The sequence below is a fragment of the Phocaeicola coprocola genome, assembly GCF_041333015.1.
Classification (GTDB): Bacteria; Bacteroidota; Bacteroidia; order Bacteroidales; family Bacteroidaceae; genus Phocaeicola; species Phocaeicola coprocola.
The window spans coordinates 382,883-408,452 of sequence record NZ_JBGKGM010000001.1 but is presented as its reverse complement, the minus strand read 5'-3'; the positions used below and the strand labels follow the sequence as shown (position 1 = coordinate 408,452).

The 25,570-nt window shown below is 40.6% G+C and carries 21 protein-coding genes and 1 pseudogene; 10 read left to right on the top strand and 12 right to left on the bottom strand.

What is annotated here, in order from left to right; all coding sequences use genetic code 11:
- The first annotated feature begins 25 nt into the window (after positions 1–25).
- From rpsD to rplQ, 3 genes are read left to right on the top strand one after another with little or no spacing between them, the layout of a single operon-like run.
- On the top strand, positions 26–631 hold the full coding sequence (rpsD, locus tag ACDG22_RS01605) for a 30S ribosomal protein S4 (protein WP_007567384.1): 606 nt from the start codon (positions 26–28) through the stop codon (positions 629–631).
- An 11-nt stretch (positions 632–642) separates the two neighbouring features.
- Positions 643–1,635 (top strand): DNA-directed RNA polymerase subunit alpha, encoded by a 993-nt coding sequence (locus tag ACDG22_RS01600; RefSeq protein WP_007567386.1) that lies wholly within the window; start codon positions 643–645, stop codon positions 1,633–1,635.
- A gap of 3 nt (positions 1,636–1,638) precedes the next feature.
- Positions 1,639–2,127 (top strand): 50S ribosomal protein L17, encoded by a 489-nt coding sequence (rplQ, locus tag ACDG22_RS01595; RefSeq protein ID WP_007567387.1) that lies wholly within the window; start codon positions 1,639–1,641, stop codon positions 2,125–2,127.
- Positions 2,128–2,382: 255 nt separating this feature from the next.
- Here rplQ and ACDG22_RS01590 read toward each other — a convergent pair.
- From ACDG22_RS01590 to ACDG22_RS01565, 6 genes and pseudogenes are all read right to left on the bottom strand, one after another.
- Positions 2,383–2,859: pseudogene (locus ACDG22_RS01590) on the bottom strand (hypothetical protein); the annotation flags it as partial.
- Positions 2,860–3,171: 312 nt separating this feature from the next.
- Positions 3,172–4,932, bottom strand: a complete 1,761-nt coding sequence (tnpC, locus tag ACDG22_RS01585) for an IS66 family transposase (RefSeq protein ID WP_143723011.1) — start codon at positions 4,930–4,932, stop codon at positions 3,172–3,174.
- 88 nt (positions 4,933–5,020) lie between these two features.
- The gene (gene tnpB / locus ACDG22_RS01580) at positions 5,021–5,365 is read right to left on the bottom strand and encodes an IS66 family insertion sequence element accessory protein TnpB (protein WP_007567398.1); all 345 of its coding nucleotides are present in this window, start codon (positions 5,363–5,365) and stop codon (positions 5,021–5,023) included.
- Position 5,366: 1 nt separating this feature from the next.
- A complete protein-coding gene (locus ACDG22_RS01575; RefSeq protein WP_009131422.1) occupies positions 5,367–5,735 on the bottom strand; it encodes a hypothetical protein in 369 nt (122 codons plus the stop codon).
- A 506-nt stretch (positions 5,736–6,241) separates the two neighbouring features.
- The gene (locus tag ACDG22_RS01570) at positions 6,242–8,047 is read right to left on the bottom strand and encodes a MutS family DNA mismatch repair protein (protein ID WP_022124717.1); all 1,806 of its coding nucleotides are present in this window, start codon (positions 8,045–8,047) and stop codon (positions 6,242–6,244) included.
- A gap of 542 nt (positions 8,048–8,589) precedes the next feature.
- Positions 8,590–9,873, bottom strand: coding sequence for an O-acetylhomoserine aminocarboxypropyltransferase/cysteine synthase family protein (locus ACDG22_RS01565; RefSeq protein ID WP_022124718.1), 1,284 nt, complete (start codon positions 9,871–9,873; stop codon positions 8,590–8,592).
- 121 nt (positions 9,874–9,994) lie between these two features.
- Between ACDG22_RS01565 and ACDG22_RS01560 the strand changes: the two genes are divergently transcribed.
- The 3 genes from ACDG22_RS01560 to ACDG22_RS01550 are packed head-to-tail and all read left to right on the top strand — an operon-like array spanning position 9,995 to position 11,505.
- Positions 9,995–10,444 carry an acyl-CoA thioesterase gene (locus tag ACDG22_RS01560; protein ID WP_007569841.1) on the top strand — a complete coding sequence of 150 codons (450 nt, stop codon included), beginning with the start codon at positions 9,995–9,997 and terminating at the stop codon, positions 10,442–10,444.
- A gap of 39 nt (positions 10,445–10,483) precedes the next feature.
- A complete protein-coding gene (gene proC / locus ACDG22_RS01555; RefSeq protein ID WP_370858756.1) occupies positions 10,484–11,254 on the top strand; it encodes a pyrroline-5-carboxylate reductase in 771 nt (256 codons plus the stop codon).
- A gap of 26 nt (positions 11,255–11,280) precedes the next feature.
- The gene (locus ACDG22_RS01550; RefSeq protein ID WP_007569837.1) at positions 11,281–11,505 is read left to right on the top strand and encodes a hypothetical protein; all 225 of its coding nucleotides are present in this window, start codon (positions 11,281–11,283) and stop codon (positions 11,503–11,505) included.
- Positions 11,506–11,508: 3 nt separating this feature from the next.
- Here ACDG22_RS01550 and ACDG22_RS01545 read toward each other — a convergent pair whose 3' ends face one another.
- From ACDG22_RS01545 to ACDG22_RS01520, 6 genes are all read right to left on the bottom strand, one after another.
- Positions 11,509–12,858, bottom strand: coding sequence for an MATE family efflux transporter (locus tag ACDG22_RS01545; protein WP_007569829.1), 1,350 nt, complete (start codon positions 12,856–12,858; stop codon positions 11,509–11,511).
- 93 nt (positions 12,859–12,951) lie between these two features.
- Complete coding sequence (folE, locus tag ACDG22_RS01540; RefSeq protein ID WP_007569828.1) at positions 12,952–13,539, bottom strand: GTP cyclohydrolase I FolE; 588 nt, start codon at positions 13,537–13,539, stop codon at positions 12,952–12,954.
- On the bottom strand, positions 13,539–14,003 hold the full coding sequence (locus ACDG22_RS01535; protein WP_007569826.1) for an SPOR domain-containing protein: 465 nt from the start codon (positions 14,001–14,003) through the stop codon (positions 13,539–13,541). The genes folE and ACDG22_RS01535 overlap by 1 nt, the downstream gene beginning before the upstream one ends.
- Before the next feature lie 88 nt (positions 14,004–14,091).
- Entirely contained in the window at positions 14,092–14,847 is a 756-nt protein-coding gene (tpiA, locus tag ACDG22_RS01530) for a triose-phosphate isomerase (RefSeq protein ID WP_022124723.1), read from the bottom strand.
- Between the two features lie 29 nt (positions 14,848–14,876).
- Positions 14,877–16,190, bottom strand: a complete 1,314-nt coding sequence (locus ACDG22_RS01525; protein ID WP_007569822.1) for a BT_3928 family protein — start codon at positions 16,188–16,190, stop codon at positions 14,877–14,879.
- Positions 16,180–16,722 (bottom strand): DUF1599 domain-containing protein, encoded by a 543-nt coding sequence (locus tag ACDG22_RS01520; protein WP_007569819.1) that lies wholly within the window; start codon positions 16,720–16,722, stop codon positions 16,180–16,182. The genes ACDG22_RS01525 and ACDG22_RS01520 overlap by 11 nt, the downstream gene beginning before the upstream one ends.
- Before the next feature lie 210 nt (positions 16,723–16,932).
- On the opposite strand from ACDG22_RS01520, the gene ACDG22_RS01515 reads away from it, so the two are divergent.
- The 4 genes from ACDG22_RS01515 (at position 16,933) to ACDG22_RS01500 (ending at position 25,547) form a co-directional block, all read left to right on the top strand.
- Entirely contained in the window at positions 16,933–17,424 is a 492-nt protein-coding gene (locus tag ACDG22_RS01515; protein WP_177593167.1) for a hypothetical protein, read from the top strand.
- 191 nt (positions 17,425–17,615) lie between these two features.
- Entirely contained in the window at positions 17,616–19,349 is a 1,734-nt protein-coding gene (locus ACDG22_RS01510) for a family 43 glycosylhydrolase (protein WP_177593168.1), read from the top strand.
- 153 nt (positions 19,350–19,502) lie between these two features.
- Positions 19,503–22,352 (top strand): ligand-binding sensor domain-containing protein, encoded by a 2,850-nt coding sequence (locus ACDG22_RS01505; RefSeq protein ID WP_270669063.1) that lies wholly within the window; start codon positions 19,503–19,505, stop codon positions 22,350–22,352.
- A 186-nt stretch (positions 22,353–22,538) separates the two neighbouring features.
- Positions 22,539–25,547, top strand: a complete 3,009-nt coding sequence (locus ACDG22_RS01500) for a SusC/RagA family TonB-linked outer membrane protein (protein ID WP_270230816.1) — start codon at positions 22,539–22,541, stop codon at positions 25,545–25,547.
- Positions 25,548–25,570: the final 23 nt, after the last annotated feature.

The window sequence follows — 25,570 nt, the reverse complement described above, 5'->3', positions numbered from 1 at the left end:
AACAATTAAATTTAAAAGTAAGAAAATGGCTAGATATACTGGACCAAAAACTAGAATTGCACGTAAATTCGGTGAAGCAATCTTTGGAGCAGATAAAGTTTTATCTAAGAAAAACTATCCTCCCGGACAGCATGGTAATACTCGCCGTAGAAAAACATCAGAATATGGTGTCATGCTGGCTGAAAAACAGAAAGCAAAATATACTTACGGAGTTTTGGAAAAACAGTTCCGTAACATGTTTGAAAAGGCTGCAAGTATGAACGGTATTACCGGTGAAATCTTGTTGCAGAGCCTTGAATGTCGTCTTGATAACGTAGTGTTCCGTTTGGGTATTGCTCCTACACGTGCTGCAGCTCGTCAGTTGGTTGGTCACAAACACATTACAGTAGATGGTCAGGTTGTAAACATTCCTTCATACTCTGTAAAACCTGGACAGCTGGTAGGTGTTCGTGAAAAATCTAAGTCTTTGGAAGTTGTTGCTAACTCATTGGCTGGATTCAATCACAGCAAATATCCTTGGTTGGAATGGGATGAAAACTCTAAGACTGGTAAGTTGTTGCACAAGCCTGAAAGAGCAGACATTCCTGAAAACATAAAAGAACACTTAATCGTTGAATTGTACTCTAAATAATAATTAATTTCATGGCGATATTAGCATTTCAAAAACCTGATAAAGTATTAATGTTGGAAGCGGATTCTAAATTCGGAAAATTCGAATTCCGTCCGCTTGAACCCGGTTTCGGTATTACCGTAGGTAATGCTTTACGCCGTATTCTTCTCTCTTCATTGGAAGGTTATGCTATCAACACTATCCATATCGAAGGTGTTGAGCACGAATTTGCAACTGTTCCGGGAGTAAAGGAAGATGTCACTAACATTATCTTGAATCTGAAGCAAGTTCGATTCAAGCAAATAGTTGAGGAATTCGAAAATGAAAAGGTAAGCATTACCGTTGAGAATTCTACTGAATTTAAGGCAGGTGATATTGGTAAGTATTTGACCGGATTTGAAGTGTTAAATCCTGAATTAGTTATTTGCCATTTAGATTCAAAAGCAACTATGCAGATAGATCTTACAATCAACAAAGGTCGTGGTTATGTTCCGGCTGACGAAAACCGTGAATACTGCACCGATGTGAATGTAATTCCTATTGATTCTATTTACACTCCGATTCGTAATGTGAAATATGCGGTAGAAAACTACCGTGTAGAACAGAAAACTGACTATGAAAAGTTGGTTCTGGAAATTACTACGGATGGTTCCATTCACCCGAAGGAAGCACTGAAAGAAGCTGCTAAAATATTGATTTATCACTTCATGTTGTTCTCTGATGAAAAGATTACTCTTGAAACTTCAGATGCAGATGGTAATGAAGAATTCGATGAAGAAGTATTGCACATGCGTCAGTTGCTGAAGACCAAATTGGTTGATATGGACTTGTCAGTTCGTGCCTTGAACTGTTTGAAGGCTGCCGATGTAGAAACACTTGGTGACTTGGTTCAGTTCAATAAGACAGATCTGTTGAAGTTCCGTAACTTCGGTAAGAAATCGCTCACTGAGCTTGATGATTTGCTCGAGAGTCTGAATCTGTCGTTTGGAACAGATATTTCTAAGTATAAATTAGATAAAGAATAAAAAATGAGACATAATAAGAAATTCAACCATTTAGGTCGTACTGCTTCTCATAGAAATGCAATGTTGTCAAATATGGCATGTTCTTTGATCAAGCACAAAAGAATCACTACGACTGTTGCGAAGGCTAAAGCTTTGAAAAAGTTCGTTGAGCCTCTGATTACAAAGTCTAAAGAAGACACAACAAATTCTCGTCGTGTTGTATTTAGCAACTTGCAAGATAAGTTCGCTGTTACTGAACTGTTCAAAGAAATCTCTGTAAAGGTTGCAGATCGTCCGGGTGGTTACACTCGTATTATCAAGACTGGTCACCGTTTGGGTGATAACGCAGAAATGTGTTTCATCGAATTGGTAGACTACAATGAGAACATGGCTAAGACAGCTGCTAAGAAAGCTACTCGTACTCGTCGTTCTAAAAAATCTGCTGCAACTGAAGCACCTGCTGCTGAAGCAACTGCAGAAGCTACTACAGAGGAAGCCCCTAAAGCTGAATAATTCTGTAAACGCTATATATAATAAAAGCCGGAGTTCATTTGAACTTCGGCTTTTTTCGTCGGCATGAGTATTAGCTAATGGGTGCAAGTCCCCAATGAGCCCTAATAGCGGGAATCATACAGCCAAAAGCAAGGGTGTCCATCGCGAGTTGGAATCTGAAAGAAGCTGGCGGCAAACATCTGGTCTGACGAACAGAAACTTCATATAAGGCATATGACCGTGGGTAAGGTTGCGAAACAAACTAAAGCCCTATAGCTATTCGGGACGGTTAGTGTAAATGGAGCAGACATAAGATTGAAAGTTAATACCCTTATCCGAGGATGTCTCACGGACATATGGTGAGGATGAATGATTCGAAGTACCATGATGGAGTAAAGCTTGCCGTGAGAAGTCAGCAGAGGTCGTAGTACCCAAGGCATGTATGCCTATAGGGAAGGACCAAACTTTATTTAAACGGCATAACTGAAAACTACCGTTTGTTGGAACGAATGCATAAAACCAAAACAGAAGTATTGGGCTACCTTTAAAGAGATAGGACGGAATCCGAAGGGTATAAAGGAGCGCAGACCTACAAATGGATGGTTGAAGAAGATGTCGTGGAAGTGTCTTTCGAAGAATACGAAAGGCATCCATAGTAAAGAACCGCCGTATGCCGAACGGCACGTACGGTGGTGTGAGAGGTCGGAAAACGAAAGTAGGAAGAAAACTACTTCGTTTTCCTCCTACTCGATTTTGTGTATATCATGCTATATTTTTCTAAAACCTTTTATGGGAGGATATGAGAATCAGTCATGTTATTGAAAATATATTGAGTTTTTTCTCTTATTGCTATTAGTATCTAGTAATCATATTCGATAGACTGGTTTTCAGTATTTTTTCATCACTGTCCGATGAAACTTATTGAGTCATCAAGAACTTATTGATATACATGGAATTAAATGCCAGCTTTAATAAGTGGTAACCATTCTATTTTCCGCCACGACAATTTTATCGGCTGTTTTTCAGCCGATAAAATAAAAATGTCCGCAAGAAAATAGTTTAGTTTTAACATTCCGATTTATAAAAACATGGCAGAAGGACCTTCTTGTCGCAGTCCTTACCATGAAGAATACATTCAAACAAGTGCTTCAGGTAATCCTGAGGGGCTATATCATTAAGCTTGCAGCTTTCTATCAGAGAAAAGATGAATGCCGAGTTTCCTGCTGCATCCTCACTGCCTATGTTCATACAGTTCTTGAGCAGCAGCTTTACAGGTTTCATCCTTTGCTCACAGAGGTTGTTCGATATTTCCGCAGAACCGTCCTTGAGGATATTTTTCAGGGATTTCCACTGGTTTATCGTATAGTTCACAGCCTTTCTCATCAGTTCGTTTGCCATGAGTTTGGTATCCTGCATCATCATGACCACCTTATGATGGATACGTTCAAGAATAGGTCTCGTAAGCTTAAGTCTTTTTTCCTTAATCTGCTCACCGCTGAGTTTCATTGTGCGGAACAAGTCTTCATTTCTGAACATATCACCGATAGGGTCTATTATATCCATCGCAGTTCTGTCTGATGGCAAGGCATCGACCCACAGCCTCCTGCAGTGTGTCCAGCATCCTATATGAAGCACCTTTGAGTCTTCTCCGTCGAACATCCTGTAAACCGTATATCCGTCTGTAGATACAGATCCCATAAAATGTTCAAGGAAGGTCTTTGCTACATCAGAGGCTCTGCTGCCGTTATTGTAATGATAGTAAACCAACTTGACATGCTTTGCAAAAAAAGCCCATAAATACTTTCTCCTGTAAGCCTTGCCTTCCGGTGTTTCAACTCCGACAAGCTCGGTCGTCTCGTCAACCATAAGGTATTTTGCCTGTTGTACAAACTCCTTGAAGACATCTTCCATAAACTCCCTAAGCCTGGAGATTCCGTTATGGATATAGCCGTTCAGCGTGGTATTGCTTATGTGGATGCCTTCTCTTGCAAGCAGTCTTATCTGTCTGTTCTCAGGCATACTGAAGTCATATTTCAGACAAAGCAGACGGGCAAGCAAATCAGGGGAAAAGATTCCTCCAAGGTTTTTCAAGGGATGCTCCATCGTGTTAGTGAAAGTGCCGTCTGCAAGCTTTACCCTTGCCACCTTGTACACATGCTCCACGTTATGAGCACGCACATGTTCTATAAACCTGTATTCCCACACATCAGCCATTCCGTTACGCTTCATAAGCCTTGCACCATCCGGGAGTTGGTAATAGTCTTCTATTTCATGAACAATTACCTTATCCACCTTCAGCCTGGTCTTTGCTGCACGGGGAGCAGTTTCCTTTTTCCTTGAAGGCCTGCAGTTCTGTGCAGGTACGTTACCGGAAGAGGTATTGCTGCCGGTACCGTTACCATCGGTCTTATTATCATCATCACCTTTCTTGCCAGAACCGTCGTACTCGGACTTCTCCATTGCAGACTTGTCAATGTTACGGTTGTTCAGCAGCCTTCTTTGCTCTGAGGTACGGCCGAAACGGTGTTTCCTGCTGTCCTCAAGTTGAAGCCTGAGATTGGATATCTCATTTGCAAGCATCATGTTCACCTCGTCTTTTGCCTCAAGCTGCTTTCTCATAAGTTCCATTTCCTTTCGATTATTCTCGACTGTTGTGGACAACTCATTGATTGTATCAACCAGAGCCTTGGAGTTCTCTTTGTTTGATTCTTCAATAGCCTTAAGCCTCGCAATCAGTTCGTTTACCTGTTTGCGAAGCCCCGCCTTTTCCTCATTCGCCAGACCCAGTTGGCAGCAAAGTAACTCGTATGCCCTTTCATCAATCATGATATAAAGGTACGAAAAATCAGGCAGTTACGCAAACTTTTTATCGTTTATTCTTATATTATTTTTATTGATAATCAATGTATTAATATTAATCTTTCGGACTGACGTACATCTTGTCAACTACTATACTTTCCGTAAGATAGGCCATGTCCGACCATTGTATCCGGTAGCATTTGGAGACTTCATCAAACACAGGTTTCTTGAATCTCCCCATGACAGGACGTTTCTCGTAAAGCACATAAAATCCGCGTTCATAATGAAGTATTTTCACAACTTTTCGGTTCCTGGACATGAACATATATACATTGGATGCATCGCTCGGGTCAAGTGACATCTCTTCCCTTATACTCTCACACAGGCGGAAGATTCCTTTCCGCAAATCCACATTACCGTTGAACAGGTAATAGTTCAGGTTAGCGCTAAGTCCAAGCATATCATCCTATCATTTTATTAAGCAACAGACTCAAATCAAGAACTGTGGTATTTCTTAGGAACAATGTGGCACCTGATGTCAATTGCAGTTTTACCCACTTAATCGGAGATTCACCTTCAGGTTGTTTCACCTCCAACTTTACGGTTGGACTGTTGCAAGGCTTGCCGGTTATCCGGACTTTGGCAACCTTGGGCTGCTCAACCTGGACTGTCTTGCCTAACTTTTCGCTCCATAGCTGATGACGCTGCCAGTTCATGAACTTGTCGTAATTTACTCCATAATCCGCACAGAACTCACGAAGATCCTTGGTCTCACTGCATAACTGATAGAGGTCATATACCTCCTGGTAGTTTACTTTTTCTTTTGCCATAATCATTGTTGTTTAAGGGTTACGGCGCAAAGGTAGGTTTAGGGAACATGCGTGTCAAGGCGGAAAATAGAATGGTTACTAATAAGTGAGATAATCCGTAAAAATGACACTGATAATTAATCTATTTAATATGTTTATCGGATACTAATAATTGTTTTTATACCTCTCTCTTCTTATGGAAATGATTGCATACCATATTGATATTACTAGTTATTTTTAGCTTGAATGGCTGGTTGGACAGTAATATTTGATTTTATATTTGTACAAGCTCTAATTTGCTGTTTTTTTCGCTTTGATTGCATTTTTACTGCGTTAAAGCTCTTTTGTATATCTTCATGGTATGATGAGCGTATAGACTTTTACAATCATTCTTATTGTGGCATATATCTTTTTCTTGACTTATATTTTCAAGCGTATTATCTATTGTAACTGTGTCGTGAACGAAGGAATGTCTTTTTATTTGAGAAAAAGATAGCCAATTTTCCTTTTCACATCTTTCATACTCATTATTCGTCTTGTATCGTGATACCCATTTTCTTCATGAGGAAACATGCGTTCATATTTTGTGCCACACCTTCCCGTAATTTGTAAGAGAAGCTGAGCTCATTGTCTTTTATATCTGCTTCGAAACAGTAATTGCGTATTTTTTCTGGGAACTGATCTGCCAGTGTGCCTAGTAAAAGATCGTGTGTAGCTATGATACCATTTGCCTGTAGATGCATGAACTGACGGATCAGATCGAGTGAACCTTTTTGTTTGTCCGCAGAGTTTGTCCCTTTTAGGATCTCATCTAAAATAATGAACAATTCTTTTCCTTCATTCAGTAAGTCGATGATACGTTTCAATCGCTTGAGCTCGGCAAAGAAATACGATTCATTATCAGTAAGGGAATCGGATGTACGCAAGCTGGTAATGAGTTGTGCAGGATACAAGGTCAATTGCTTACAGCAAACAGGACAGCCGATACATGCCAGCAGATAGTTGACGCCAATCGTACGCAGGTATGTACTTTTTCCTGCCATGTTAGCTCCTGTTATAATTAAAAAGAACGGTCTGGATGGGATGATGGCATCATTTTTCACACATTGGTCCGCAGGCATCAGTGGATGTCCCATAGCCGTTGCCACAAACTGGAAAGGTTTGTCTGAAATAGAAGGATAAGTGTATTCCGGATGATTGTATGCAAAAGTACCCAGTGAACAAAGAGCATCCAGTTCGCCTACAGTTTCCAGCCATTTCATCAGATGGCGTCCGTAGCGTTCCTTCCATCGCTCGATACGGACAACCTGTCGTAGCTGAAAGAAAATACTTCCTTCCAATATCACATAAAGTAATTGATTATTGCGAAGATCCAGCCTGTCCAGTTCTTTGGAGAGTTGCATCAGAGCTTCAGCTGGTGAATGTCCGTCGATATTAAGTCGGTCTATTAATTGTTGTAGTTCGGTTGCTTTCCATGTTTCCTGACGGGCTAATGTAATCAGTTTGGCATAACTGTTTAGTGTTTTCAGTTTTTCGCCGTATGCTTGCTGAACTAACGTTGCTCTTTTGATAATAGCGAAGCTGATAATGACAAACAGCATAAATACCAGTCCGAACCAGCTCATTGAGCACATTCCTGTCAGTCCTCCTGCAAGCAATACGATGTTAATAAGAGGTACACCCCATAATGCCAATTTTACCCATGTCGCTTGCAATAAATCTGAGGGACTTTCACTCCATCGGCGTATTTCTTCTTCGTCGGATATCTTTCCATGGTTTACTGTTCCCATTATCCGAAACTGTTCACGGAACTCATGCCTTTCGCTCATATCCCTTACAGCCTGTTGGCGGCGTTCTATTAATGCTTTTTCTGTTAAGTGCTTTTGCATCCAGCAGGCGATTGTTTCTTTTCCAATATGCGTACATGTACGGTTGATTGCTTGAAACAGCGAGCGGCGTCCGAATAAGTCGAGATCGAACGAATACGGGTGTTCCGGATTGGCAAATTCTTTTCCTTCATCAAAATCCGAAAAGTCACCTTCCAGTCCTTTCACCTCCTCCTGGTTGATTTGTAATTGAGTTTCCAACCACTCTTTCCGTGCGAATAACCGGTTATGCAGTTTTATCAAAATCAGAAAAGGCAGAAACGTGCAACATGCTGCGCCGATCAGAACCCAGGTCCCGGCGTGAAAGAAGATAATGATAGCCGCTATTCCTGCCAGAAAAAATGCGATACGCAGCAGACTGATATGCAGAATATGTTTTTTTACTCGGATTAATTCTTTTGTCGTTTCGGTAATTCTTGAATTATACCAATCTTTGGGAGTTGTCATAAATAAAAAATGATGATTTGCGGACAAATGTAATGAAAGAGAGACTATTCTACAACCTTCAGATATTAAATACTCGAAAAATGCGGTCTAGATGCAATCATACACCGTGAGGTGCTTTAGATGTTGTAATAGCTTGCAGAAAACTAAAATATCATTTACTATGAAGGGCTGAGATGACAGAAGCAGAAACCAAGAAAGACAGAAAGCTAGGATATCGCTTACTATGAAGCCTGTAAGAGGTGAAATAACTATTATGCAGCAAACTCTGGATATTTGCTTAATTTGTTGTACAAAACCTTCTGTAGTTTGTACGAATTTTAAAAAAACTTCATGATGTTTTCGGGAAAACTTCAGCTTGTTTTCTGACAATATTGGGCAAGAATCTCCATCACCTGTTTCTGGTGTGGAATAAACAAGGTTGAGAGAATTTATATATAAAAAATAGCAAGGATATTGAATGCTTACAAAAAAGTCGCTCCAGTAGACTTGGTGAGAATACTGAAGCGACCTCTTGGATTATTCATGTGGCTATCTGCCGAAAATCAAATACATTGCATAGCCTGTTCCAGATCGGCAATGATATCATCTACGTTTTCGATACCCACTGACAAACGAATCAGATCTGGAGCTACTCCAGCTTCTATCAGCTGTTCGTCAGTCAGCTGGCGGTGAGTATGACTTGCCGGATGAAGCACGCAGGTACGTGCGTCAGCAACGTGTGTCACGATACATGCCAGTTTCAGTTCATCCATGAACTTGATAGCATCTTCACGGCTGCCTTTCAATCCGAATGCAATAACACCGCATGAACCGTTTGGCATATATTTCTGAGCCAGTTCATAGTATTTGCTGCTCTTCAGTCCGCAGTAATTTACCCATTTTACCTTTGGATTAGCTTCCAGCCATTCGGCAACCTTCTGTGCATTTTCACAATGACGAGGTACGCGCAAATGCAGCGTTTCCAGTCCCAGATTCAGCAGGAAGGCATTTTCTGGTGATTGTATAGAACCGAGGTCACGCATCAGCTGTGCTGTTGCTTTAGTAATGTAAGCCATTTTGCCGAAAGCTTTGGTATAGGTCAGTCCGTGATAAGATTCATCCGGCTGAGTCAGTCCGGGGAATTTATCAGCATGTGCTTCCCAGTCGAAATTACCGCTGTCTACTACAGCTCCGCCTACACACGTTGCGTGTCCGTCCATGTATTTGGTAGTAGAGTGTGTTACGATATCGGCTCCCCATTCGAACGGACGGCAGTTGATAGGTGTGGCAAACGTATTGTCAACAATCAAAGGAACTCCGTGCTTGTGAGCGATACGTGCAAATTTTTCGATATCCAGAACATTAATGCTCGGATTTGAGATTGTTTCGCCAAACAAACATTTGGTGTTCGGGCGGAAAGCTTTTTCGATTTCTTCTTCCGGTGCATCGGCATCAACAAATGTACACTCTATGCCAAGTTTTTTCATTGTCACGGCGAAGAGGTTGAACGTACCTCCGTAGATCGTTGACGAGCAGACAAAATGGTCGCCTGCTTCACAGATATTGAATACTGCATAAAAATTGGCAGCCTGTCCTGACGAAGTAAGCATAGCAGCTACACCACCTTCCAGTGCAGCAATTTTAGCAGCAACGGCATCATTAGTCGGATTTTGCAGACGAGTATAGAAGTATCCGCTTTCTTCCAGGTCAAACAGTTTTGCCATCTGTTCGCTGGTGTCGTATTTAAATGTTGTACTTTGATAAATAGGCAGTACGCGGGGCTCTCCCTTTTTCGGAGTCCATCCTGCCTGTACACACAGGGTTTCCTTTTTGAATTTCTGTTCCATATTGTAAAGTTTAAATTTTCTTTTTAATTTCTACGACGGGCAAAAGTAAGAAATAATCTTCCTTTATTGTGCGTTTTCAGGAAAAAAGATTTATATTTGAGATTATATAAAAACAAATGATATGGAAGATGATATGAAATTCAGGCATACATTGCCGGTGCAGATTCGTTTCAGTGATGTCGATCAGTATGGTCATATGAATAACTCTTCGTACTTCTCTCTGTACGATTTGGCGAAGACCTCGTATATGCGTGATGTGTTCGGAGATAAAGACTGGAAACACATAGGTATTGTGGTTGCCAATATCAATGCCGATTTTCTGGCTCCGGTTTTTTTCTCGGATGATTTGGTTATCCATACTTCGGTGATACATTTGGGACACAAGAGCTTTACATTGCTTCAGCGTGCGGTCAATAAAGCGAGTGGTGTCTTGAAATGCCAGTGCCGTACCATTATGGTAGGATATGATGTAGCCAGTAAGGAACCGGTAGAATTGCCGGCCGATTTTAAACGTGCTATTTGCGATTATGAAGGCAAAACACTCGAAGAGTTGTCACAACCGTTGAAATAATCTGTTTATTATTAATCAAGAAGAATCAGATAACAAGATATGAAAGTAGCGATTATCGGAGCCGGCAATATGGGCGGAGCTATTGCACGCGGGCTGGCACAGGGCCATTATGTAAAAGCTAGTGACATTATAGTAACCAATCCCAGCACACCCAAACTGGAAAAACTGAAGGCTGAGTTTCCTGAAATCCATACTTCTTCCAATAACAGGGATGCCGCTGATGCAGATGTAGTGATTGTTGCTGTCAAGCCGTGGAAAGTAGAAGAGGTGTTAAAACCTTTGCGTCTTCGTCAGCCACAGATACTGGTTTCGGTAGCGGCTGGACTGACATTCGAGGATCTGGCACATTTTGTTGATCCGGAAATGCCTATATTCCGCGTTATTCCGAATACAGCCATTGCCGAACGTGCCAGTATGACCTTGATTGCATGTCGCAATGCTACAGAGGAGCAGACTGAAGCCATGCTGGGAGACTTTAATGAAATGGGACTTGCCATGCTGATAGAAGAAAAGCAGTTTGCCGCTGCTACATCGCTCGCTTCGTGTGGTATAGCGTATGTCATGAAGTATGTACAAGCTGCCATGCAGGCTGGTGTGGAAGCAGGATTGCGTCCGGCTGAAGCCAAGAAAATGGTGGCTCAGACATTGGATGGTGCTGCACGTCTGCTTCTGCGCGATGAACATACACATCCGGCGATTGAGATAGAAAAAGTGACAACACCGGGTGGAATAACTATCAAGGGAGTCAATTCACTGGAGCACGACGGATTTACTTCGGCTGTTATCAAAGCTTTTAAGGCAAGCATGTAATATCTCCATTCTCAATACTCAATATTATGAAAAATAACATTCTGATAACGATGGCTATCCTGATTCTTGTCGGTCTTGCTGTACAGGGAATTTTTGGAGTGGCAGCGGGGATATTGGTATCCTCCATCATCGGTATCATTTATGGTACTGTAAAAAAGAACAGGCAGTTTGTAAAGTGGTCGGTGACAGCTCTCGTCATCGACCTGATTTGCATCGTGCTGTTCTATGTAGGATTGGCAGGAGGAATGTAATATTTATTTTACGAATCCTTTCTTAGCCCATTTCAGACTGTTCCAGCGTCTGACGAAAAGAATGGCACGTATGTTTTCGTCGAGCAGGAAGGCACACCACATGCCGGCAAGGCCCCATCCCCAGTGGATGCCCAACAGGTAACTGAAGCCGACAGAAACAGTCCATTGTACGGTAAATCCCATGTAGAAGGGGTAGTTTACGTCACCTGCCGAACGTAGCGCATTGGTGGCGTAGATGTTTACGGCGCGTCCTATTTCTACTACTACATCGATAATCATGACTGTCACCCCCAGACGGATAATTTCTTCATTGTCTGTCAGGAGGCTGAATATGAAATGTCCTCCTGCTGCCCAGATACATGAAAGAACGAGCGAAACCAGTATGGAAAGCCGCATTACATATTTCCCCAGTAAATAGGCTGCACGTATTTTCTTTTGTCCTACCAGATGCCCGATGCTGATTGCTCCTCCCTGAGCCATTGCAATGGCAAACAGATAAACGAACATAATAATGTTTACACTGTAAGTGCGGGTTGCCAGTGCATTATTCCCCAGCATGTTAATCAGATAAGTAATTACTACCTGAGAGAAGCTGTAGGAGAGGTTTTCGCCGGCTGATGGCAAACCTACTTTCAGCAGGTTCTTCAGTTCAATCCACGGGAAAGGACGGAAATATGCAAGCGGGAAACTTGGTATATGTTTACGGAACAGGATAATGAATAGTACAATCATACTTACTCCCCGGGCTACGGAGGTAGATATTGCAGCTCCTTCAGCGCCAAGTGCCGGCATACCGAACTTTCCGAATATCAGGGAGTAGTTTCCCACTATATTCATGATATTTACCAGCACGGTGACCAGCATGGGATATATGGCTTTATTGGCACTGCGTAGCGATGCAGAGATCGTGAGTGATATTGCCTGAAAGAAAGCGAATGCACCCACAATTTCCATGTAGCCGATACCATATTTCAGCAATTCTGGCCGAAGCCCCATCCATCCTAATAGCGTGGTGGCACCGAAATGGAGGATGATACTTATTAAAACCCCTACGACAAGATTCAGGAGCAATGAAACTCCTACTACTTGTATCATGTTCTTCTGCATTTTTGCTCCCAGATATTGAGAACATAATACAGACGTACCGATATTGATAACTTCGAATACCAGGAAAGCAAACATAACTATCTGGTTTACTACTCCTACGGCAGCTACACTCTCGTCTGAATACTGGCTGAGCATGATTGTGTCTACTGCTCCCAGCATCATTATCAATAACGTTTCAATGAAAATCGGGATAACCAGTTTGGTAAGTCCTTTACGAATATTTGTCTGTTGAATTGCCTGTTCCACTAGATAATAAAAAAATCCGCGTGCAAAGTTACGACTTTTTTACACGCGGAGGCTTGACCTAAATCATTTTCTATTTATGGAGGAATGTATATTTTATCTGCCTATCAAATTCATAAATTCTTCCCGAGTTTTAGCCTGATTGAATGCTCCGGTAAAATCGGAAGTTGTAGTTACAGAGTTTTGTTTTTCTACTCCTCTCATTTGCATACACATGTGTTTGGCTTCTACCACAACCATTACTCCTAATGGGTTGAGTGTTTCCTGTATGCACTCCTTTATTTGTAAAGTCATGCGTTCTTGCACTTGAAGCCGGTGTGAGAATATATCTACCACTCGTGCTATTTTGCTTAACCCGGTAATATATCCATTAGGTATATAAGCTACATGGACCTTGCCATAGAAAGGCAACATGTGGTGCTCGCACATGGAGAAGAAGTCGATATCTTTTACGATGACCATCTGACTGTATTCTTCTTTGAATTTTGCAGCCCTCAGCACCTCTTTAGGGTCAACTTCATAACCACGAGTTAAAGTCAGCATAGCTTTTGCTACGCGTTCTGGAGTTTTAAGCAAACCTTCACGTTCAGGATCTTCCCCCAATAAAGAAAGTATTTCCTTATAGTGCGACATGAGTTTCTGCACTTTCTCTTCGGGGAATTTCATCAGATTCGTATCAATCATTATTCAATGGGTATATTAATTTGTTCGCGTACGATTGCTACTTCTTTAAACTCACCGCTTGCTTTTAATTTACGCATGGCTACGTGTGCTTCTTCTATACTTTTGAAGTCACCGATGCGGCATAACCAGCGGGGAGGTTGAAAATAAGTATATACCGGCATATCGGGAAATTCTTTTTTGACTTTATTGGCCATGGCATTTGCCTCATTCCGTGCTACTCGTGAATTGTTTCCTGCATATACCTGTACGCGGAAGCCTCTTGCCTTTAAGGTTTTGGGAGCTCCGGAGCTTGCTGCATTACCTGCATAGCGCAATCCTATCAGAGAAGTGATGTAGCTGTCCTGATGTACACTGACTACCCCTTCTCCCGGCTGGCGGGTTTGCAGACTTTCTATGATGTTTCGCTGTGCGTTTGCGACGCTTGCTGTAAACAGGAACACAAAGGCTAATAAATATTTTATCATACCGGAATATTCTATGAATGTGAATAAGAGTATATCACGGAAGAGACAGATTACGCCCTTCCGTGATAAATAGTTATAATTCGCTTAATTATTTAAAAGCATCGATGATACCTTTGAAGTCAGCAGCTTTCAATGCAGCTCCACCGATCAAACCACCATCAACGTCTGGGTTAGCGAACAATTCTTTTGCGTTTGACGGCTTGCAGCTACCACCGTAAAGGATAGAAGTGTTTTCAGCAACTTCCTGACCATATTTAGCAGCAACCAAAGAACGGATATGAGCGTGGATTTCCTGAGCCTGTTCAGGAGTAGCAGTCTTACCTGTACCGATAGCCCATACTGGTTCGTAAGCCAAAATAACTTTACCAAAGTCTTCTGCTGACAGAGAGAATACAGAAGCCAGCTGAGCTTCTACTACTTCATTCTGCTTGTTAGCTTCGCGTTCTTCCAGAACTTCACCGATACAGAAGATTGGTTTCAGGTTGTTTGCCAAAGCCAATTTAACTTTTTCTTCCAGGATTTCAACTGTTTCGTGGTAGTAAGCACGACGTTCAGAGTGTCCCAAAATAACGTACTGAGCTCCAGTAGAAGCAACCATTTCTGCAGAAACTTCACCAGTGTAAGCTCCTGATACTTTGTCTGCACAGTTTTCTGCACCTACGCCGATAATGTTTTTGTCAACGATAGGAGTTACAGAAGCCAAGTGGATGAACGGAGTACAGATGATAACATCGCAGTTTGGTTTATCTGCTGTTAATACTTCGTTCAGTTCTTTTGCCAAAGCAATACCTTCTTGCAGGTTCTTGTTCATTTTCCAGTTACCTGCTACAATGTTTTTTCTCATTTTGTTTAAATTTTAAAGGGTTTATATAATTAGTTTTCTTTATTGGCATTTTCTTTCTTGGTTTTCCGCTTGTGCCATCTCAGCCAGGCAAGATCGCATAAGGTAAGGAAAATCAATGGGCCTGCAAACCATCCCAATACCTCAATAAGTTTATGACTGGCAGTCTTGGGATTCAGTTCTCCTATGGGTAGCTGGTTTAATGGCTTGTTCAATATATATTCGTCAGGTAGTTGGTTATTGCTCCATTTGTTGATAACCACTCCTTTTTTCAACAATACCAGTCCCGGGTTGGAACGGATGATGGTTTTTAGTGTAATTTCATCAGTCAGGGCAAACGGATACTCGGCTCCTGTATTGTCTTGCCACATGGCAATGTCTTCGTCGGATGAAGCAGTAAGACAAAGGAATCTATATCCATGTTCCAGGCTGTAGTCGTATACTTCATTTATTAGATCGATATCGCTGTCGTCTGCATTTCTCAGGTGAGGAGCTACGAGCAGGAATGTATAGCTTTCATCATCCAGAATCATATCAGTCAGATCGGTTCCGTCTTCTTGCGACATAATCGAGAAGTCGTGGATAGGAGGTTCGTAGCCTTTTTCCTTGATGCGAGTTTTCGAATCAATGAATGTCCAGGTTGTATCCGATGGGAAATTGTCTATGGTAAATTCTTTTTCTACTCCGTCTTTGGCATAGATGAAAGTTGTTTCATAGGTTGTAGGCTTTTCACCTTCAGGTATTTCCATTCCTTTACGTATGTCAGCTCCGATATGGTAAGGACGAAAGTCAAATACCGGGAGTTCACGTATGCAATATAGGGTATATATGATAATAAATACAACTCCGTAGAGGGCAACCAGCCAGTCCACTTTCTCGCTGACAAGCTTTACGATTCCTGTTTTTCTCCATTTGAACACAGAAATGGCGGCAATAAGCAATACGATATTTTTCCAGAATGTTTCCCAGTTTGTCAGTTTTACGGCATCGCCAAAACAACCGCAATCTGAAATCGGATTAGCAATAGCAAGCCATAAAGTAAGTGGAGTCATAAAAGACATTACAGCCAACATGAGAGTAGGGGTTATTCTGCGGTGTATTCCGAACAGCATGTAAAATCCCAAGGCAAATTCGAACACACCCATAGCCATTGCTCCCAGATAAGGGAATGCGTCAGGTATCAGGTGTTGGAATCCCCATGCTTCCAGATAATCCTGTATTTTGTAAGCTGTTCCGTAAGGATCATTGGCTTTTATGAATCCGGAAAAGATGAAAACACCTGCCAGTAAAAAGCGGCAAATGTTTACCCATACAAAAATGGCTCTATGTAAATGTTTATTCTCCAAATTCCAGTTTTATTAATGCGAATACTGAGTAATTTATCATATCCATATAGTTGGCATCTATTCCTTCGGATACCAGCGTATTACCACTCAAGGCTTCTATTTGCTTAGTGCGATAGATTTTCATCAGAATCAGGTCAGTGTACGATGTAATCCGCATGCTTCTCCATGCTTCATCATAATCATGGTTTTTGGCAAGCATCAGTTCTAATGCTGCTTTAGCATGCTTATCGTACTGCTCAAGTGCCTGTTGCTCGGTCATATCATCAGTTTCAGCATATCCTTGTTCCAGCTGAATTAACCCAATGATGCCATAGTTTACAATAGCAATGAACTCCGGACGTATACCTTCGTTTACCAGTGTGACACCTTTGATTTCGATACTCCGAATACGGTTGGCTTTGATGAATATCTGATCGGTTACAGATGAAGGACGCATTATACGCCATGCAGCGCCATAATCGTGTAACTTCTTCGCGAACAAATCCCGACAGATTGCAATCACATGTTCAAATTGCTGTTTTGTATCTTTCATACACTATAATCCAAATATATGTCGCAAAGTTACGATTTTTCAGAAAAACCGCGCAATAAAAATGCAACATTTGTCGTTTGGGTGGATTGGAGTTGTAGAAAAAAGGATGAAAACTTAATAAACTCTAATTGCTTGAACAAAAGATTTTTGTATGATGTTGTCTGTATTATTTTTTATGTAACTAAACCTAACCTGAAAAATTAAGATTTTATGAAAACTTTAAAAATCACATTTGTAATGCTGATGACAGCATTGTTCTTGGTTCTCCCTTCATGCAGCAAGAATGATGTAAATGTAACTCTTACTCCATCTGAAGAGGTTGTAAATGCTTTTCAACAAAAATATCCGGATGTGAAAAATTTCAAATGGGAAATATTGGTCGGTGCTTATGAAGCTGAATTTATATATAGTGGAACGTATTCAGAAAACGGGCAGCATATTATACTTGATAAAGTAGAAGCGCAGGCATATATCACTCAGGAAGGAAAATGGGTACGTTCTGAGTTTGATGTGACGAAGGATTATCAGGATTCTTCTTCTTTGGTTGTTCCTCGTGCTGTTAGAGAAACTATTGCAGCAAAAGGGAAAAAGGTGGATGATGTGAAACTTTTTGACTGGTCGGACCGTAATGATTATTTTTATGTGGAATTTGATGAGCCTGACTCTGAACTCTTGATTAACTTCGATGGGACTCTTTATTAAGTTCCTGTTTTTCATTTGTATAGACTGATAGACTGATGCTTATCTAAGTCCTTGTTTTATAACGATATACATAAGATAAACGTAGTAAAAAGTAGGTTGGATAACAAGGGAAACGTATTCTTGTAGTAGTTGCCGATGAGTGGTAGTCGTAAAAATGTATCTACTTTTGGCGAAACGAAATTTATATAGCTATGAAACTGAATACACTTTTGTTATCCATGTCTTGTGCGGCTTTGACTTTGCCGCTTTTTGCTCAGAATACCCGTATGGAAACTTTTTGTAATCCGCTGAATGTAGATTATACGTATATGATTTACAATTCGGATAAGGATATTTCATATCGTTCGGGAGCCGATCCTGCCGTTGTGGAATTTCGTGGTGAGTATTATATGTTTGTCACTCGTTCACATGGCTACTGGCATTCTACAGATTTGCAAAACTGGAATTTTATTCCGGCTCCTGCCAACTGGTATCCGCAGGGATGTAACGCTCCTGCTGCACATAATTATAAAGATTCATTGCTATATGTATGCGGCGATCCCTCTGGGTCAATGAGTGTGCTTTATACAGATGATCCAAAGAAAGGTAACTGGAAAGGAGTTCCTGCTATTTTGCACGATTTGCAGGATCCGGATTTATTTATAGATGATGATGGTAAGGCTTATATGTTCTGGGGATCATCGAATGTTTTCCCTATTCGAGGAATAGAATTGGATCGTAACCATCGTTTCTTGCCAAAAGGAGAAAAGAAAGAGCTTTTTGGACTTGATTTGGCAAATCACGGTTGGGAACGATTTGGAGAAAATCATGTAAGCGACTCTGATCTGGGAGGTTTTATAGAAGGCCCCTGGATGACTAAACACAATGGAAAGTATTATTTGCAATATGGTTCTCCCGGAACCGAATTTAATGTATACGGTGACGGAGTTTATGTAGCCGATCATCCAATGGGCCCTTATACGTATCAGAAACATAATCCGGTATCGTATAAACCTGGTGGCTTTATGAATGGAGCAGGTCATGGAAGCAGTGTACTTGGTCCTGACAGTACATACTGGCATTTTGCATCTATGTCTTTGTCTATCAATGTAAATTGGGAGCGTCGTCTTTGTATGTTCCCTATGGGTTTTGATAATGACGGTATTATGTTCTGTGATACTCGTTTTGGAGATTATCCTCATTATGCTCCAGCCGTACCAGGGAAAAAAGGAGAGTTCCGCGGTTGGATGTTGCTTTCATACAAGAAGCCTGTCACAGCTTCTTCTTATGTAAAAGAATACACTCCTGCTGCCTTGACCGATGAAAAGACAAAATCTTTTTGGCTTGCTGAAGCTAATAATGATAATCAGTGGGTGGTGATTGATTTGCAGAAAGAAGCTGAAGTATGTGCTGTACAGATTAATTATCATGATTATCAGAGCAATATGTATGGACGTTATGAAGGATTATATCATCGTTATTATGTAGAAGGCTCATCCGACGGTAAAAATTGGAAGATTCTGGTAGATCGTCGTAGAAGCTACAAAGATACTCCGAATGACTATGTCGAACTGGCACATCCTGCAAAAGTCAGATATGTACGTTACCGTAATCTTCATGTACCTACCCCTCATCTGGCCATATCAGAATTGCGTATTTTTGGTAAAGGAACAGGAAAGGCTCCTAAAAAAGTTGACGGATTAAAACTGGTTCGTCAGGCGGACCGCAGAGATGTAGCTATCAGTTGGAAACCTGTTCCAGGTGCACAAGGATATAATGTATTATGGGGAATTGCTCCAGATAAGTTGTATAGCTCGTGGATGGTATACGATGAAAATGAATTATTTATGCGTTCGCTTACAACAACACAGGATTATTATTTCTGCGTGGAGGCATTCAATGAGAATGGAGTAGCCGAACGTTCTGAAATATTACATTGTAAATAAGAGAAAGAGAATATAGAACGGGAATTTGTAAAAGTCATTCGTGGCACAGTAAGCTATGAATGACTTTTGTTTTATCTGCAAAATCTGTATATGGATATGATTGAATTTTAATAAATCGTGTATCTTTGTACTTAAATGTTATAAAAAATTCCTATGAAGTCAGTACTATTGAAGATACTTCTAATACTTTCGTTTCTTCCCTTTTCTCAGGTCTGGGGAGCTGATTTTATTCCTGCCATTACAAACTATACGGTAAAAGATTATGAGGGAGGTCATCAGAACTGGGCGTGTGCGCAAGGTGACGATGGAGTAATGTATTTTGGTAATAATAATGGCTTGCTGGTCTACGATGGTTTTTCCTGGGAACTTCACCGGGTTCCCGGTGGATATATTGTCCGTTCTGTTTTTGTTGATGGCGATAGAGTATATATTGGTTCTTTCGAAGAGTTCGGTTACTTTATTCGGAAGACGGATGGACAAATGCAATATCATTCTTTGAGTGCTGGGATTAAAGATAAAATAAGTTCTAACGATGAAATCTGGCACATCATACGCCTGGGAGAAAAAATCTATTTCCAGTCGTTTACCGGCTGGTATTCGTACGACGGAAAAGCTGTCAGCTACATGGACAGAAAAAGTGGATTCCGCCCTTTGTATTTTTATACTTGTCATGATAAAGTTTATGCTCAGATGATTAATGAAGGTTTCTATGAGTTTGACGGGCAACGTTTTCATCTTCTTTTGGAGCGCACAGCTGTAGGTAATGACAATGTAGTAGCAATATTGCCTTATGGAAATAGCGGAATGGTTTTGCTTACTGTCGACAGTGGATTGTTTGTGTATGAACATGGTACTGTTTCTGCACTTCGTACGGATATAGACGCTCAGTTGAGATGGGCAAAAGGCAACCGGGCTGTAATGGTTGGAGATTCTATATTGGCTATTGGTACGATTCTGGATGGTATTTATGGAGTAGATAAGAAAGGACATCTGCTTTGGCATCTTAACAGGGATAATCAATTGAACAATAATTCTGTAATGGGACTGTTCGGAGATAGGGAAAATAATCTTTGGGCAGCACTGGATGATGGTATTTCTTTTGTTCATACCAATACTTCTATAACACTGCTCACTCCTTCTGTCAGAGATTTGAGTATCGGTATGGTTTATGGAGTGGAAAGGGTAGGAGAAAAAATTTATTTGGCTACCAATCAGGGAGCTTATGAATATAACAGGCGTACAAGTGAAATTCATCTTCTTCCGCATACGTCTGGTCAGAATTGGTATGTAAAACAAATTGATTCTCAGATATTTATTGGAAATGATATGTCTACGATGCTTGTGGAACAGAATGGAAGTATTCAGTCTGTTCCCGGAGCGTTAAATAGTACATGTATTGTTGAAGTGTCTATTAACGGACAAGAAGTGCTGGTAGAGGCCTCTTATGCGGAGTTGCGTATCTGGAAGAAACAAGCGGGGATATGGAAACTATCGCATAATGTACAGGATTTTTATGCGCCGATTAAGTCGCTGGAAGTTGATGGTACTGGAACAATCTGGGCTTCACACATGTACAATGGACTTTATCGTATCAAACTGGATGATGATTTGCATCGCATAAAAGATTTGGAGCATATTCATACGTTGGGAGGCAAGCAGAAGTCCGGCAAAATTCATGTAATGAAGATTAGAGGGCGTATCGTCTTTTCCAATACAGAAGGATATTTCATGTACGATGATATCGAACGGAAAATCAAGCCTTATGATTTGTTGAATACTTCTGTTCCGTTTTTGACAGATGCCCATACAGCCGTAGATGTGCATAATAATGAAATGCTGTGGCTGATAAATTCACATGAATATGTTCTTCTGGCTTATCAGGAAGGAAAATTTGTAATTAAGCGTCGTATTCCGGTAGAAATGTTCAATTCTCCTTGTATTGAAGGGAATAATAAAATATATGTAGATGGAAACGATTGTTATTTGAATCTGAATAATAGTATAGCTTGTTTGCATTTCAACGAGCAATATATAGGTCAGAAGGCCTTGTCTGGTTTAAAAATCCGGCAAATATTGGCTTCTTCTTCATCCGGTAAAGAACTGGCATTGGATTTATCGCAGAAAACGACAATTTCCAGTGATTATCGTGACATATCTGTTCTTTTATCTTATCCGTGTTATGATCAGCCGGCTATTCGTTTTAAATTTAAGCTGTATGCCAATAATCAGCTTTTGGTAGAAGATTCTTCCTTCCCGTCCGTTCACTTTGGTAGTCTGGAGTTTGATACATACACTTTGTGGGCTGGGGTATATAGTGATGATGGCCGTTTATTGGATGAAACGGAGTATGTTTTTGTTATCAATAAACCTATGTGGATGTCTTATCCGATGTTGTTTTTATATCTTTTGCTGTTGGGAGGATTGGTTTACGGTGTGGCCCGATGGCGGGGAAAGGTTGTTGCTGAAAAGAAGAGAAAGGAATATGAAGCACATAAAATAGAGCAGAATATTAAATTGAGTGAGCAGCAAAGACTGATAGCTGAACAGCAGAAAAAATTGCTGGAGGCAGAATTGTCGCTCAAGGGAAAAGAGCTTGCCAGTATGGCATTAGGAACATTTGCCAAGCAGGAAATGCTGGAGAAACTTCGTCTGGTTGTGCAGGAGCAGTTGGCGAAATCGCAGTGCGGGCGTAAAAACATGGAACTGGTACTGAAGCAAATTAATGAAAATATAGTAGAAGAGGATTCGTGGGAAGTTTTCCAACAGAATTTTGACTTGATTCATCAGCGCTTTTTCCGTACGTTGCGTGAACGCTATCCGAGCTTGACGGCAACCGATTTACGGTTCTGTGCCTTTTTGCGCCTGAACCTTTCCACTAAAGATATTGCTCAAATGACAAATCTGACAATACGAGGTGTAGAGGCAGCTCGTTATCGTATCAGAAAGCGTATGGAAGTACCCGATGGCATGAGTTTGGTTGACTTTTTGATAGAACTGAAGTGATACTTTAATTACCTGATTATTAATGTTGATTAGCTGAAAAAAGTAGTAAAAAAGTAGTGTGAAAAGGCCTCGAAGTAGTAACGTCGTATTACTTTTTTTGTGAATCGTTAAGTTTATGTTCACCTTTGCCATCGTTTTGAATCATAACTTTAATCAATTCATGAAAAAAAATTAGTATTCATTCTGATGTCATTATTGTTCGTTGTTGGCGCTTATGCACAGCGAATGGTAACGGTTCAAGGTGTTGTTACAGATGCAACATTCAAGGAACCTGTAATTGGTGCTAATATTGTAGTGAAAGGCACAACGCTCGGAACCATCTGTGATGTAGATGGTAAGTATGTTCTTGAAAACGTTCCAGCAGACGGAACGTTGGTTTTCAGTTTTATTGGTATGAAAACCGTCGAAGTAAAAGTCGATGGTAAGACTACAGTTAATGTTGAGCTTTCTGATGATGTTCAAAAGTTGGAAGATGTAGTCGTTATTGGTTATGGAACCAGTAAAGCTAAAGATTTGACTGCTCCTATTTCGGTTGTAAAAAGTGATCAGATTGCTTCTCAGGCTACAACTTCACCGATGTCGGCTTTGCAAGGTAAAGTTCCTGGCATGAATGTCGTTTCATCGGGTGCTCCAGGTAGTGGTCCGAAAGTAACTATCCGTGGTTTGGGGTCATTTGGTGACACTTCTCCTCTTTATGTTGTAGACGGTATGTTCTACGATAACATTAACTTCTTGAACAATTCTGATATTCAGGAAATTTCTGTATTGAAAGATGCTTCGGCTGCAGCTATCTATGGTGTACGTGCTGCCAATGGAGTTGTGATTATTACAACAAAGAAAGGTAAGCGTAATACAAAAGCGCGGATTACGTATAACGGTTATGTAGGTGTACAGACTGCTACCAATGTGCTTGATATGGCTAATTCGCATGAATATGCTACGTTAGTGCTTGAAGCTAACCGTCAGGCATATGAACCGCTGGTTAAAGCTTCTATCGAAAAATTCGGCGGTAATTATGATTCGTTGACTTTTGGAGCTGATACTGACTGGTATGATGAGTTGCTGCGTCCTGCATTGATGACTAATCATGGAGTAGATATTGCCGGAGGTAGTGAGAAGGCAACATATGCAGTGGGTGTAAATTATCTGTATCAGAATGGTATCATGGATACCCGAAACAGTTATAACCGTCTGAATTTCCGTGCAAATTTTGATTTTGAAGCAACAGACTGGTTGAAAGTAGGAAGCAACATTGTTATCAGTAATTCAGAACAGTACAATGCAGAAAATTCAGCTTGGCTGGCTGCATACAATATGCCTTCTTTAATTCCGGTATACGATTATAGCCGTTCGGATGATGAGGCTTTCCCTGAAAAATTTGCTTCTCCTCAGCAGATTGGTCTTACTAATAACTTCTCGAATCCGGTAGCTATTGCAAAATACAATAACAATAGTCTGAATGAGAACTTCCAGGTTATGGCAAATTTCTTTGCAGAATTGAATTTAATTCCTAATAAACTGAAATTCAAGACAAGTTACAGCCAGGACTTCTCATTGATAAGAGGACGTGTATATGTTCAGCCTTATCTGGTAAGTTCGTTGCAACAGAATTCAGAATCAAGATTGACCAAGACAGACACAAATTATTATAATTATATATGGGATAATACATTGACTTATACAGATTCTTGGGGTAGTCATAATCTGAATGTCTTGTTAGGACAGTCTGCTCGTCAGGAACAGATGCGCAAGCTGGAAGGAAAAGCAACCAATGTTCCCGGTGACTATGATGAATATTTATATCTTACTCAAGGTAATGCAACAGGACGTGAGGTAAGTGATGACGGTTCTTGCTATCGTGGATTGTCTTATTTTGCTCGTGCTAGTTATGATTATGCAGGAAAATATTTATTGTCTTTGACAATGCGTGCAGATGGTAGTTCCAAATATCAGAACAAATGGGGATATTTCCCTTCTGTGGGTGCTGCATGGGTAATGAGTGATGAAGATTTCTTTAAGAAGCAAGAAGTAATTGACTACATGAAGGTACGTGCCAGCTGGGGACAGCTCGGTAATGACCATGTTTCTGCCAGTGATGGATTTGCTTCAATTGTAACTGGCACATCTGCTTCAGGTGTATTTGGAAATACTACATTGCCTGGTTTCCAGAATACAAGCTACTTTAGCTGGTTAGGTTGGGAAAAAGTAGAAGAATTCAATGTTGGTGTAAACTTCGCTGTACTTGATAGCCGCCTGAATGTTGATGTAGATTATTATAATCGTATGACAAAGAATGCTGTTATCAGTACAACCTTGCCTTTCAGTACTCAAACTTTAGCTGGAAACAATGGTGAAATTGAAAACAGTGGTGTTGATATTCAATTAAACTGGAGTGATAAAATTGGCAAAGATTTCAGCTATTATGCTGGAGTAAACTTGTCTACTCTCCGTAACCGTGTAAAGAGTTTGAATGGTGCTCCTTATATTTATGGCGGTAGCGCTGAGAGCCGTACCATAAATCTGGTAGGAGAAGAAATGCAGTCGTATTATGGATATAAGGTATTGGGTGTATATCAGAATCAAGCTCAGATTGATGCAGACCCGATAGCTAATGCGAATGGACTGGAACCAGGTGACTTTATTTACGAAGACATAAATAATGACCAGGTTATAGATGATAAGGACCGTCAGATTTTAGGATCGAATATTCCGAGATTGACTTATAGTTTCAATTTAGGTTTCCAATATAAGAATCTGGAATTCTCTCTGTCAACATTCGGACAGGCTGGAAATGAAATTTATAACCGTAAACGTGCTGTACGTTACACTCAGGCAAACTTCAACTTCGATAAAGACTTTTATGATAACCGTTGGACAGGTGAAGGTTCTACCAATACTTATCCGTCAGCAAAAGGTATGCTGAAAGCATGGAACAATAGCCATACAAATTCTTTCTTTGTTGAAAAAGGAAACTTCTTCCGCATACAGAATATTATGTTGGCATATAATTTCCGTAATATCCGTATGGGAGGCTATACATTGCCAGGAGTTAAACTTAGCTTGACTGCTGATCGTCCGTTTACTTACTTTACATCTAACGGATTTACTCCGGAAATTAGTCAAAACTTTGGTTGGGATGAGGGAGTTTATCCTTTGGCAGCCACTTATACTTTTGGCTTGACTATTGATTTCTAATAAATTGCTAAACACGTTAAGTT